13 protein-coding genes are annotated in these 12,341 nt (G+C 66.7%); 7 read left to right on the top strand and 6 right to left on the bottom strand.

Annotated features, from left to right (window positions below; genetic code table 11):
- Positions 1-4 precede the first annotated feature (4 nt).
- The 3 genes from cysC to IBX22_RS25630 are packed head-to-tail and all read right to left on the bottom strand — an operon-like array spanning position 5 to position 3,692.
- Positions 5-1,837 (bottom strand): adenylyl-sulfate kinase, encoded by a 1,833-nt coding sequence (gene cysC / locus IBX22_RS25620; RefSeq protein WP_194818249.1) that lies wholly within the window; start codon positions 1,835-1,837, stop codon positions 5-7.
- Positions 1,837-2,769 (bottom strand): sulfate adenylyltransferase subunit CysD, encoded by a 933-nt coding sequence (gene cysD / locus IBX22_RS25625; RefSeq protein ID WP_194818250.1) that lies wholly within the window; start codon positions 2,767-2,769, stop codon positions 1,837-1,839. Before cysD ends, cysC begins: the two co-directional genes overlap by 1 nt.
- A gap of 32 nt (positions 2,770-2,801) precedes the next feature.
- Complete coding sequence (locus IBX22_RS25630; protein WP_194818251.1) at positions 2,802-3,692, bottom strand: helix-turn-helix domain-containing protein; 891 nt, start codon at positions 3,690-3,692, stop codon at positions 2,802-2,804.
- A gap of 97 nt (positions 3,693-3,789) precedes the next feature.
- Here IBX22_RS25630 and IBX22_RS25635 point away from each other — a divergent pair, with 97 nt between their 5' ends.
- From IBX22_RS25635 to IBX22_RS25645, 3 genes are all read left to right on the top strand, one after another.
- A complete protein-coding gene (locus IBX22_RS25635) occupies positions 3,790-4,953 on the top strand; it encodes a hypothetical protein (RefSeq protein WP_194818886.1) in 1,164 nt (387 codons plus the stop codon).
- Complete coding sequence (locus IBX22_RS25640; protein ID WP_194818252.1) at positions 4,953-5,729, top strand: SDR family oxidoreductase; 777 nt, start codon at positions 4,953-4,955, stop codon at positions 5,727-5,729. The genes IBX22_RS25635 and IBX22_RS25640 overlap by 1 nt, the downstream gene beginning before the upstream one ends.
- Before the next feature lie 102 nt (positions 5,730-5,831).
- Complete coding sequence (locus tag IBX22_RS25645; protein WP_194818253.1) at positions 5,832-6,995, top strand: sulfotransferase; 1,164 nt, start codon at positions 5,832-5,834, stop codon at positions 6,993-6,995.
- Positions 6,996-7,070: 75 nt separating this feature from the next.
- Here IBX22_RS25645 and IBX22_RS25650 read toward each other — a convergent pair whose 3' ends face one another.
- Positions 7,071-7,742 carry a PaaI family thioesterase gene (locus IBX22_RS25650; RefSeq protein ID WP_194818254.1) on the bottom strand — a complete coding sequence of 224 codons (672 nt, stop codon included), beginning with the start codon at positions 7,740-7,742 and terminating at the stop codon, positions 7,071-7,073.
- 218 nt (positions 7,743-7,960) lie between these two features.
- Between IBX22_RS25650 and IBX22_RS25655 the strand changes: the two genes are divergently transcribed.
- The gene (locus IBX22_RS25655) at positions 7,961-8,617 is read left to right on the top strand and encodes an HAD family phosphatase (RefSeq protein WP_194818255.1); all 657 of its coding nucleotides are present in this window, start codon (positions 7,961-7,963) and stop codon (positions 8,615-8,617) included.
- An 82-nt stretch (positions 8,618-8,699) separates the two neighbouring features.
- Here the strand turns inward: IBX22_RS25655 and IBX22_RS25660 are convergent, their stop codons facing one another.
- On the bottom strand, positions 8,700-9,293 hold the full coding sequence (locus IBX22_RS25660) for a TetR family transcriptional regulator (protein WP_194818256.1): 594 nt from the start codon (positions 9,291-9,293) through the stop codon (positions 8,700-8,702).
- A gap of 92 nt (positions 9,294-9,385) precedes the next feature.
- Between IBX22_RS25660 and IBX22_RS25665 the strand changes: the two genes are divergently transcribed.
- From IBX22_RS25665 to IBX22_RS25675, 3 genes are all read left to right on the top strand, one after another.
- A complete protein-coding gene (locus tag IBX22_RS25665; RefSeq protein ID WP_309234791.1) occupies positions 9,386-9,682 on the top strand; it encodes a hypothetical protein in 297 nt (98 codons plus the stop codon).
- On the top strand, positions 9,679-10,179 hold the full coding sequence (locus tag IBX22_RS25670; protein ID WP_194818257.1) for a hypothetical protein: 501 nt from the start codon (positions 9,679-9,681) through the stop codon (positions 10,177-10,179). The genes IBX22_RS25665 and IBX22_RS25670 overlap by 4 nt, the downstream gene beginning before the upstream one ends.
- Before the next feature lie 233 nt (positions 10,180-10,412).
- Positions 10,413-11,177: an alpha/beta fold hydrolase gene (locus IBX22_RS25675; protein ID WP_194818258.1), complete on the top strand. Its 765-nt coding sequence runs from the start codon at positions 10,413-10,415 to the stop codon at positions 11,175-11,177.
- Between the two features lie 353 nt (positions 11,178-11,530).
- Here the strand turns inward: IBX22_RS25675 and IBX22_RS25680 are convergent, their stop codons facing one another.
- A complete protein-coding gene (locus tag IBX22_RS25680; RefSeq protein WP_194818259.1) occupies positions 11,531-12,331 on the bottom strand; it encodes an ABC transporter ATP-binding protein in 801 nt (266 codons plus the stop codon).
- Positions 12,332-12,341 lie beyond the last annotated feature (10 nt).

Below are 12,341 nucleotides of genomic sequence, written 5' to 3' on the forward strand. Positions count from 1 at the left end.
TCCGTCAGTCGAGGTTGGTGAGCAGGGCGATGATCGACTGGGCCATCGTGGCCGGATCGCCGTCGTCGGGACGCAGGACCAGATCGGGGTTGGCAGGGGTCTCGTAGGGGGCATCGATCCCGGTGAAACCGCGGATCTCCCCGGCCCGGGCCTTGGCGTACATGCCCTTGGGGTCACGGGATTCGCAGATTTCGAGGGGTGTGTCGACGAAGACTTCGACGAACGGGATACCGGCTGCCTCGTGCACCGCCCGGGCCTTTTCTCGATCCGATTGGTAGGGGCTGATGAGCGAAACCACCGCGATCACACCGGATTCCGCGAACAAGCGGGCGACTTCGCCGACGCGCCGGATGTTCTCGACGCGATCCTCGGCCGAGAACCCGAGGTCGGCGTTGAGACCGTGCCGCAGATTATCGCCGTCGAGGAGGAAGGCGGGACGCCCCGCGGCGACCAGCCGGCGTTCCAATTCGACTGCGACCGTGGATTTCCCGGATCCCGACAAGCCGGTCAGCCACACCGTGAGACCGCGGGTCGCGCGCTCATCGCGTTCGACGGCCGTGGAATGCCAGACCACGCGCGCCGAGGGCAGGGTAGGCCCGGTGATCATGCCCGCGGCGACGGTATTGCCGGTGGTTTCGTCGACCAGGATGAAACTGCCGGTGTTGCGGTTGCGGCGGTACGGATCGAACAGCAGCGGCTGCCGGGTGCGCAACTGGATGCGCCCGATCTCGTTGAGCGACAGAACTTCCGGGTGCTCGTCGCGGTGCAGCGTGTTCACGTCGAGGCGATAGTCGAGCGTGCGCACCTCGGCGGTGACGGCCCGGGTCGTGTGCCGCACCGTGTACGTCGCGCCCGGCGTGAGCTGCGAGTCCTCGGCGAACCAGCACACCATCGCATCGATATCGCGCCCGGTCAGCGGCCGATTGGCCGGACGGCAGATCAGATCACCACGCGAGATATCGATCTCGTGCGCGAGCTGCAGCGTGACCGCCTGCGGCGGAAAGGCTTCCGCGATAGGGGTGCCACCGGGCCCCCAGATCGCGGTCACCGTCGTCGTCAATCCCGAAGGCAGCACCGAGACTTCGTCACCGGTCTTGAATACCCCACCCGCCACGGTGCCCGCGTAACCGCGGAAATCCTGGGCGTGGCTGCGCGTTACGTACTGCACCGGGAACCGCGCGTCGATCAGATTCCGGTCGGAGGCGATGTGCACCTCTTCGAGATGATGCAGCAGGGGAGTGCCCTCGTACCACGGCATACTGGCGCCGCGATGCACGATGTTGTCACCGTGCAACGCCGACATCGGCACGAACGACAGATCGGAAACGTCGAGTTTCATGGCGAAACCGGCGAATTCCTCGCGGATTTCCTCGAACCGTTCCTGCGACCAGTCGACGAGATCCATCTTGTTCACGCACAGCACCAGGTGCGGAATGCCGAGCAGGCTCGCCAGGAACGCGTGCCGGCGCGTCTGCTCGACCACGCCTTTGCGCGCGTCGACCAGGATCAACGCCAGGTCCGCGTTGGAGGCCCCGGTCACCATATTGCGGGTGTACTGGATGTGCCCCGGAGTGTCGGCGATGATGAATTTTCGCCTGGGCGTGGAGAAATAGCGGTGCGCGACATCGATCGTGATGCCCTGCTCACGTTCGGCGCGCAGGCCGTCGGTGAGCAATGCCAGGTTCGGGTAGGCATCACCGCGGTCCCGGCTGGTGCGCTCCACCGCGGCCAGCTGGTCGGTGAAGATCGTTTTCGAGTCGTACAGCAGCCGGCCGATGAGCGTGGACTTTCCGTCGTCCACACTGCCCGCCGTGGCCAGTCTCAGCAGCGTGGTCATCAGAAGTAGCCCTCTCGCTTGCGATCTTCCATGCCCGCCTCGGAGATGCGGTCGTCGGCGCGGGTGGCGCCGCGTTCGGTGATGCGGGTCGCGGCGACCTCGACGACCACCTCTTCCGGTGTGGCAGCCGCTGATTCGACGCAGCCGGTGCAGGTGGCGTCGCCGACTGTCCGGAACCGCACCGTCGTCTCGAACGGCTGTTCACCGTCGAGCAGTTCCAGAAAACGGGTGTGCGCCAACAACATTCCGTCGCGTTGCACCACCGTTCGGCGGTGCGCGTAGTACAGCGGCGGCAGGTCGATCTGTTCCGCGGCGATGTAGTTCCAGATGTCGAGCTCGGTCCAGTTCGACAGCGGGAACACTCGAATGTGCTCGCCCCGGCGATGTTTCCCGTTGTAGAGGTTCCACAGTTCGGGCCGCTGGTTGCGCGGATCCCACTGCCCGTATTCGTCGCGGAAACTGAACACCCGCTCCTTGGCGCGCGCCTTCTCCTCGTCGCGGCGGGCGCCACCGAACACCGCGTCGAATTCACCCTCCCGGATGGCGCGCAGCAAGGTGGTGGTCTGCAGGCGATTCCGGGATGCGCGCGGCCCGGTCTCCTCGATCGATCGCCCGGCGTCGATGTCCTCCTGCACACTCGCGACCACCAACCGCAGGCCGTACTTCGCCACGGTGTGATCGCGGTACTCGATCACCTCGTCGAAGTTGTGCCCGGTGTCGATGTGCAGCACGGGGAACGGCAGCGGCGCGGGCCAGAAGGCCTTCGCCGCCAGGTGCAACATCACCACCGAATCCTTGCCGCCGGAGAACAACAGGACCGGACGTTCGAAAGTCGCTGCGACTTCCCGGAATATGTATGCCGACTCGGCCTCGAGCGCGTCCAGATGCGGCAACTCGTAGGTGCTCGCCGTCGACTTCGCGTACTGGCTCACGGATCAAAACTAGAACACGTTTCGACCATTGGTCAATGGGTGCTGTGCGGGAGCCGCCGACCGCCCGACGCTTCGGTCACCGCATCGGCCGCCGCGACGAGAGCCTGTCCTCGGCGGTCGATCTCGGCGCCGGTGATCGACGCCCCGACGTGCATGGTCAGCACCATGTTCTGCCGCCCGTCCCCGCCGAAAGTGGGCGCGGCCAGCAGGCTCACCGGGTGTTCTTTGCGGGGGCGCAGATCGGTACCGAGGTAGACCCGCTCGCCCAGGTTCGTCACCAGCTCGGCCACCAATTCGCGCAGCTCATCGGGCAATTCCCGGGCGGCGACACCGGCCAGCAACGAATACAGTTTGCGCCCGGCGGCGGTGAGGCTTTCGACCAGATAGCCACGCTCCCGGCACTCCGCGACCACTTGCCGCAGCCGGGTCTCGTCCTGCTGGACCGGCACCGTCGGGGGCTTGGCCAGCCACGCGTCGAACGCCGCGTCGGTATCCCAGAGCACGTACATCAACCCCACCGGCGGGGCGAAGGCGTACGCCGCACCGACTTTCACCATGCCGGGCCCGGTGCTCTCCAGCACCAGGATCTGCTCGCCGACCACGGCCGAAGCGGTGCAGGTGGTGCGGTACTGCGCGCTGAGTTTCTCCAGCTCGACGCGGGCGATCGCGGAGATCGCGAAGCTGTCCTGCGCCACCCGGCCGGCCGCGATCAGCGCCGGCCCGAGCCCGTAGGTGAGTGCCCGCGGGTCCCGCACCAGGTATCCGGCGGCGGTCAGTTCGGTGAGAATCCCCAGGCAGGTGGGTTTCGCGAGGTCGAGTTCGCGGGCGAGTTCGGAGAGCCCGAAGCGCTTCCCGCGCTGCTCGACGAGGAAATCGAGTACCTGCACCACCCGGGTCGTGGGTGCGGATCTACGGGCAACCATGGACAACTCCTAGAACAGGTTCTAATCTTGCTCGTATCGAAATGTACCAGAGCGGTACAGATTTGGAACGTTGGAGATGCCCTTGACCGAGACCGCCCTGCTGACCCAGCCGTTCGCCGACGCGATCGCCGCGGCCGAGCAGATCATCACCAGCGCGCCGCACATTCGCACCGACCAGGATCTGGTCGAGGGTTACGACTACCTCGCGGGCAGTATCCGGGCCTCGCTGCAGATGGCGTGGGCGTATGAGCGCGATTTTCCGTTCTTCGTGCAGTCCACCGGGCCGTACACGAAAATGGGCCTGGACAACCCGGACACCCTCTACTTCCACTCCTACCTGCGCCCCGACGCCGAATATGTGGTGACCGGGAAGCGGGGGAGCACCCGGGATCTGAGCTTTCAGGTGCTCAACGGCGACTATTCGCCGGTGGACGTGCCCGACAGCCTGACCGCCTTCGATGACCGCGCTCTCGACATCGCGGCGGACGGTACCTATGAGATCCGGTTCGGCCCGGGCGAACCGCGCCCCGGTTACGTGCAGCTGGGCGCCGACGCCGCGATGCTGGTGGTGCGGGAGGTGTTCAGCGACTGGGCCACCGAGAAGCCGGGTGTCATCCGCATCCAGCGGGTCGACAAGATCGGTGACGCGCCGCCGCCGCTGACCAAAGACCTCATGACGAAGCGCTACGGCGTGGCGGGCAAGATGCTGATCTCCCGGCTCAACACCTTCCTGGCGTTCCCGAAGTGGTTCTATCTGAACCTGCCGGTCAACACGATGACCGAGCCGCGGCTCACCCCCGGCGGCCTGTCCACCCAGTTCTCCTCGGCCGGGCACTACGAGCTCGCGGACGATCAGGCGCTGATCATCACGGTGCCGAAATCCGATGCCCCGTACCAGGGTTTCCAGCTCGGCAGCATGTGGTACCTGTCGCTGGACTACATCAACCACCAGACCAGCCTCACCGCCGACCAGGCGCACGTCGATCCGGACGGCAAGATCCGCTTGATCGTCAGCGAGCGAAACCCGGGTCTGGTCAACTGGATCGAACGCACCGGGCACGACCGGGGATACGTGCAGTTCCGCTGGCAGCGGGTCGCACGCGAGATGAAACCGGAGGACGGACCGACGGTCGAGGTGGTTCCGGTCGGCGAACTGGCGCAGCGGCTGCCGTTCTACGACGAAGCCCGGATCACCCCGGAGGACTGGCAGGCGCGCATCGCGGCCCGGCAGGTGGCAGTCGCTGAAAGGATGCTCGGCTGATGTTGTTGCAGGACAAAGTGGTAGTGGTCTCCGGGATCGGTCCGGGACTCGGCCGCGCGATCGCGGTACAGAGCGCTAAGGCGGGCGCGGACGTGGTGCTGGCCTCCCGCACCGAATCCCGGCTCACCGAGGTGGCCGAGGAGATCAAGGGGCTCGGCCGGCGCGCGCTGGCCGTCCCGACCGATATCAACGACGAGGCCGCGGTCGTGAATCTGGTCGAGACCGCACAGGCGGAGTTCGGCCGCGTCGACGCCCTGGTGAACAACGCCTTCGCCATGCCCCCGATGGCGAATCTCGGCGACGTCGACCTGGACGAGGTACGCGCCGCCTTCGAGACGAATGTGCTTGCCGCACTGCGCATGACGCGGTCCTTCGTACCCGCGCTGGCCGAAACGAAAGGCGCGGTCGTGATGATCAACTCGGCCGTGCTGCGGCATTCGCGGCGCACCTTCGGCCCGTACAAGATGGCCAAGGCGAGCCTGCTGGCGATGTCACAGAGCCTGGCGACCGAGCTCGGTCCCAAGGGTATTCGTGTGAACTCCGTTGCGCCCGGGTATATCTGGGCGGAGAACCTGAAGTGGTACTTCGGTTACCTGGCCAAGAAGCGCGGCATCACCTCCGAAGAGGTGTACGCCGAGACCGCGAAAACCCTCGACCTGCGCAAACTGCCCGAACCCGACGAAATCGCCGACGCGACAGTCTTCCTGGCCTCGGACATGGCGCGTGCGATCACCGGGCAGTGCCTGGACGTGAACTGCGGCGAGTACCACCACTAGAGGTATGCAGATCGCGCACTTTCCGCCTCGAAGCGGCCGATTCGGCCCAAATTCGCGGGAAAGTGCACGGTTTGCATACTCGTTACTTCTGAGGAGAACCAGATGATCGGTCGACCGGACGTCGGCACCATCGATGACCTACATGCGTCGGCGACCAAGGTGGTGGGCCTGGATGATTTCGGCGACGACGGCTACCGCGAAGGTTTGCAGGTGCTGCTGGAGTCCTATGCCAAGGACGCCGAGCTGACACCTTTCGGCAACAAGATCAATCGGGCGTTCCTGCGCGGGGCGCTGATCGCCCGATTACTCAGCGAGTCGGCGTGGCAACGCTTTCCGGAGCACGCCGAGGTCGCGATCGACCGCCCGATCTTCGTCACCGGCCTGCCCCGTTCGGGCACCACGGCCGCGCACCGGCTGCTCAACGCCGACCCCGGGCACCAGGGCTTGGAGATGTGGCTGACGGAATTCCCGCAGCCCCGCCCGCCGCGCGAGACCTGGGCCGAGAACCCGGTGTACCAGCGGCTGGAAGCCGCCTACGAACAGCACCACGTCGAGCATCCGGAATTCATGGGCGTGCACCACATTTCGGCCGACCAGGTCGAGGAATGCTGGCAGTTGCTGCGCCAGTCCGCGCTGTCCGCGTCCTACGAATGCCTGTCCTACCTGCCGACCTATTCGGAATGGCTGCGCGAGCAGAGCTGGACCGACGCCTACCGCCGGCACCGGCGCAATCTGCAACTGATCGGCCTCAACGACGCGAATCGCCGCTGGGTGCTGAAGAACCCGAGCCATCTGTTCGCCCTCGACGCGATCATGGAGGTCTATCCGGACGCGCTCGTCATCCAGATGCATCGCGACCCGCGCACCATCATCGCCTCGGTCTGCAGCCTGAACGAACAGGCCTCCGCAGGCTGGTCGGAGAAGTTCCGCGGCCCCGTCGTGGGCGCGGCCCAATTGGACCTATGGGCCCGTGGTGCCGACCGATTCCTCGCGGATCGCAAGCGCCACAATGCCGCTCAGTTCGTCGACATCTACTACGAGGACTTCGTCGCCGACCCGATCGGCATGGTCGCCTCCATCTACCGGCACTTCGGCCTGGAACTCACCGACGAAGCCTGCGCCTCGATGGCCGCCCTGCACTCCGAAAGCACCTCCGGCGCAGCCCGCCCCGTCCACAAGTACACCCTCGACGACTTCGGCCTCACCGCCGACCAAGTCGATGCCCGCTTCGGGGACTACCGGGCCACCCACTTTCCTAGCCGCTGAACCTTACGTCCAACCAGGCGGGCGCACGACGACCAGTCGGCGTCCGTCTGGTCTGTGTTCGGGGGGTCGCGCGGGTTACTGCTGGCCGGGCTTGAGGACGATGAAGAGCCCGTGGGCTTCGGCGCAGAGGCGGTCGCCGTCGTGCAGGGTGGCCCGCAGGTAGACCTTGCGGCCGTCTTGGCGTTCGGCCCAGGCGCGCAGCTGGAGCTCGGTGTTCAGGGGGGTGACGGAGCGGTAGTCGACCGTGAGGGAGGCGGTGCGGGTCACCGAGCCGGTATGGACGGCGGCGGCCATGCCCATCAGGTCGTCGAAGCCGAGGGAGATGTGGCCGCCGTGTGCCGCATTGTTGCCACCGAGGTGGAAAGTGCGGAAGGTGATACGTGCGTGCACGCCGTCGCGGTCGGCGGTGTCGATGATGAACGGCGGCAGCGTGATGTTGCCGCGGCCGGGGAGATCGTGCCGGGTCCAGGTGGGGGCGGACCATTCGGTGACGACCGCGGCCTCGAGCTGCTCGTTCAGCTTCTCCAGGATGCTGATCGTTTCCAGGGCCAGGTCATCGCTGGGGCTGAGCAGGCGGGCGCGGTCCATCAGGGTGCGCACCTGCTCGACCAGCTCGCCGTAGTGCGCGCCGCCGCGGACGGTGTCCTGGCCGTTGGCCAGTTCCGCGTCGATCGCCTCCACCATCGGCCGGAACCCGCCCTCGTGGTGCTCTTCGCTCGGCAGCGCCGCGGGCCGCAGTTCACTCATATAGAACATGTTATTGGTTGCCCGCCGGGTGCTCGCGCACGGGACCCGGCTACGACCAGGTGGCGGCGGGCGCTGAACAGGCGCTGGAGGCGGCCCATCGACGGGTGTCGAATGGGGTGCACCTAGTCTGGGTACCCGATTACCCGTCAGGTCTCGACGAAGAACCCCACGCAGGCACCTTCCCCGTGTGCGTGCGGCTGGCGAAAGGCGTTGTCCCGATGCGTATTACGGCTGTCGTCTTCGACATGGACGGCATACTGATCGACTCCGAACCGGTGTGGGAGCGGGTTCGGCGCGACTATGTCGCGGAAAAAGGCGGGCGGTGGTTACCGGATACGCAGAAGCGGCTGATGGGCATGAGCACCGGCGAATGGTCGGAATACCTCAGTGCTGAACTCGGCGTGGGCGCAGCGCCCGACACGGTTGCCGACGACGTCATCGAGCGGATGGCCGCGCACTACGACCAGGCGGTGCCGCTGCTGCCCGGCGCGGTGGAGGCGGTGCAGCGGATGAGCGAGAACTGGCCGCTGGGCGTGGCCAGCTCCTCGCCGCGGACGCTGATCAACACGGTGCTCGGCCGCACCGGGCTGATCGAATTCTTCGACGTCACCTTCTCCACCGAGGAGGTCGACCGGGGCAAGCCGGCGCCCGATGTGTACGTGGCGGTCGCGGCATTCCTCCGCAAGAAGTCGACAGACTGTGCGGCAGTGGAGGATTCGAGCAACGGCATCCGCGCCGCACACGCCGCGGGCATGCGCGTCATCGCCGCCCCGCGCCCCGAGTACCCCCTCGACAACGACGCCCGCGACCTCGCGGCGCACGTCATCGACGGGCTCGACAAACTCACCCCCGCCCTCGTCGACGAGCACATCTGACGGTCGACAAGATCATCAGGGACTGTGGGCGTGGGCTACTCGGGCGATGCCGCCACCAGTTCCTGATGATCTTGGTAGCTAGTCACACGCGGCAGGACTCCAGGAGGGTGCGGGCGGCGGCGGCGATGTCGTCGTCAAGCCAGGTTGGCAGGGTGGGGGCGTGGGCGTGGCGGCGCAGTGCGGCGTAGGGGAGGTCTACGACCGCGCGGCTGACGGCGTCGATCTCGCGGTCGCCGTCGTGGCCGGTGAGATCGCGGGCGATGCGGCGCAGGTGGTCGATGAGCGGGGCGTTCATGCCGGTGAGGCGGGACTGGAAGGCGTCGTCGGGTCCGCCGTCGAGTAGGTCGCTGGGGCGCAGGCTCAGTAAAAGCCTTGCGTCATCCGGCAATTCGCGTCCGAAGTGGATGGCGGCGCGCACCATGGCGACGCCCGCCGCGACGGGATCGGATTCCGCGGCGGCCGCCAGCACGCCCGCCTGGAACCGGGCCAGCGCGCGCAGCCATGCCTCGGTGAGTACGCCGTTGCGGTTGCCGAAGCGGTGATACAGCGTGCCGACCGGAGCGCCACTGGCCGCGGCGATGGCGGCGACGCTCGCGGCGCGTGGACCCTCGCCGAGCACCAGAGTGCGTGCGGCGTCGAGGATCACATCCGAATCATGCTTGCGGGGTGGTGCCACTACTAGTACGTTCCTTCTATATGGAGCGGTTGCCCTATATTGATGAGCATTCCACAGTAGTTGACGCGAATCGCGATCGGGCGTGGAAAGCGGTGCTGAAGGTGGTCTGCAAAGACCCGCACGATCCGTCGACGGTCCCTTCCGGATTCGTGCTCGTCGCCGCCGAGGAACCTGCCCGGCTGGCGCTCGAAGGCAGGCACTGGTTCTCGAAATACGAGCTGATCTTCCGGCTCGACGAGGAAGGTCCGAGCCGCACCCGGGTCCGCGCCGAGAGCTGGGCGGAATTCCCTGGGCTGCACGGCAAGATCTATCGGGCCCTGGTAATCGGAAGCAGCGGCCACAAGCTGGTGATGCGCCGGTTGATGCGCCGAATCGCGGCGGCGGCATGATCCCCGGCGTGGTCTGGGGCGCCACCGAGGCCGAACAGGAACTGCCCCTGCCCTGTGACGAGGTGCAACCCCTTGGGCGCCAAGCCGATCGGGCGATCAGCATCGCCGCGCCACCCGGCCTGGTCTACGCCTGGCTCTGCCAACTGCGCGCATCTCCCTACAGTTACGACCTGCTCGACAACTTCGGCCGCCGCAGCCCGGCCCGCCGCGACCCCGACCTCACCGAACTCGAAGCAGGCCAGCGGTTCATGTCCGCCTTCCGCCTGCACTCCTTCATCCTGGCCCGCCACCTCACCCTGGTCTCGGGCAACCTCTGCGTCACCTACGCGGTGCGCCCGGAAGGGGCCGGCACCCGTCTGCTCGTCCGCCTGCGCTGGCGCATTCCCCGAATCGCCTTCTACGCCTTGGCTTTCGGGGACCTCATCATGATGCGTAAACAGCTGCTCAACTTGAAGTCTCTCGCGGAGGCCGAAGCCCGCGACGGCGCAGACCAGTAAGCGATATCGATCGCGGCCGGGCCAGCTGCCGTCCGGGGCGAAACGCTGCCATAGCGCGGCGGCGCGGTCGAAAGATTCTGCGGCCACAGGTAATCCAGGCGACGAGATCGGAGAGCGCAAGGTCGTACACTCCCTGGTTTGGTCGGCGAACCTGCTGTGCTCCGAGGTGGCCCCGTTCACAGCAAAGGAGGGTGGCCGTGGGCACGCGGGCAGCGGCGGCGCATGATCGACTGATGGTGAACTATGTTGAGCTCGGGGATGTTCGGACCTGGTACGACGAGACCGGCGAGGGCGAGCCGGTGTTGTTGCTGCACGGCGGGTTCGTCGACTCGCGCTCGTTCGACCAGGCCGTGCCCGCGCTTGCCGAGCGTTTCCACGTCTACCGGGCAGACCGGCGTGGCCACGGCCGCACGGCGGACGTCGCGGGACCGCTGTCCTATGACCTGATGGCGCAGGACACGATCGCGTTCCTGGACAAGGTGATCGGTACTCCGGCGCATCTGGTCGGCTACAGCGACGGCGCGATCGTGGCACTGCTGGTCGCGATCCAGCGCCCGGACCTGGTCGGCAAACTGGTGTCGATCAGTGGCAACTTTCACCGGGACGGCCTGGTCCCCGGGGTGCTCGATGGGTTCGAACACGAGGAGCCGATGCAACGGCTGGCAGCCCGCTACGGCGAGGTCTCGCCGGACGGGGAGGCGCACTTCCGGGTCGTTGCCGAAAAGGTGCTGTCCATGGCGCGGATCGAACCGAACCTCACCACCGAGGATCTGTCCGCCATCACCGCCCGCACCCTGGTGCTCGCCGCCGACGACGACGCGATGACCTTGGAGCACACCATCGCCCTGTACCGGGCGATCCCGAACTCCGAACTATCCATCATCCCGGGCACATCCCACCTGCTGGTCGTCGAAAAGCCCGCCGAGGTCTACCGCCAGGTCGGCGACTTCCTCACCTCCGAACCGCCGCAAACCTGGCAGCCGATCCGCCGCGCCTGACATCCCACGATCGACAATTTGCGGAATTCGTGAGGACTTCCGGTCCGATCCGGGTGGGCATGCGACTGAGCACGGAACCGCAGGAAGGTGGTGTTTCAAATGCGACTCGGTGCGGCGGCCGGCATATGCGGTGCGTCCAGCGCTCGCACCAATGTTGCCGGGAGAGGGGTGTGTGCACTGGTCTGCGTAGTTAGCCCCGCCCGGTGACCGAGTCGTGTTGCCGGAGATCTAATGCGGCACGGTGAGACGGCCTTCGTGATCGCGGGTCGACCAACGGCCTGGTTGTGCTACCAGGGACCGCAGGAGGATTCGTTGGTGTGAGTGGTTCAGTGCCGGGTTGTGTTGTCTGAAAGTCAGCGCGGGTGGTTCGCGTGCGCGCGAGCCGTCCAGCGGCCTCGGTCGTGGCGGACCTCGACGGGGTGGTCGAAGGCGGTGGTGACCGTTTCCGTGGTGAGGACCTCGTGGGCAGGGCCGGCGGCGATGGTGCGGCCGTCGGCGATGAGGAGGGCGTGTGTGGTGGTGGTCGGGAGTTCCTCCAGGTGGTGGGTGACCAGGATGGAGGCGACGGCGGGGTGGGTTTCGCCGAGGGTGTCGATGGTGTGCAGGAGTTGTTCGCGGGCGGCCAGGTCCAGGCCGGTGGCGGGTTCGTCGAACAGCAGTAGCAGGGGTTCGGCGACCAGTGCGCGGGCGATGAGGGTGCGGCCGCGTTCGCCTTGGGACAGGGTGGGCCAGGTGCTGTCGGCTTTGCCCTTCAGGCCGATGGTTTCGATCATCGCATCGGCGCGGCGGACTTCGTCGGGGCTCGGGGTCCAGCGCATCGGGAGGTCGATGGTGGCGGAGATGCCGGTGAGCACCACTTCGCGGACCGTGAGCGGATACCGCAGTGGGTGACGGGGATTCACGTGCCCGATCGAGCGCCGCAACCGGGCCAGCTCGACCCTGCCCATCTGTTCCCCGAGGACATGCACCGTGCCGGTGGTCGGGAAGGTGACCGCACCGCAGAACCCCAGCAGGGTGCTCTTGCCGGCGCCGTTGGGTCCGAGTAGCGCCCAGTGCTCGCCGGGCCGCACGGTCAGCGAGATGCCGTGCAGGATCTGGTTGCCCTCGCGGCGGAAGGTGACGTCGTCGAGTTGCAGGACAGGTGAACCGGTCACCGGGTGACCT

This window comes from Nocardia sp. XZ_19_385 (assembly GCF_015355755.1).
GTDB lineage: Bacteria > Actinomycetota > Actinomycetes > Mycobacteriales > Mycobacteriaceae > Nocardia.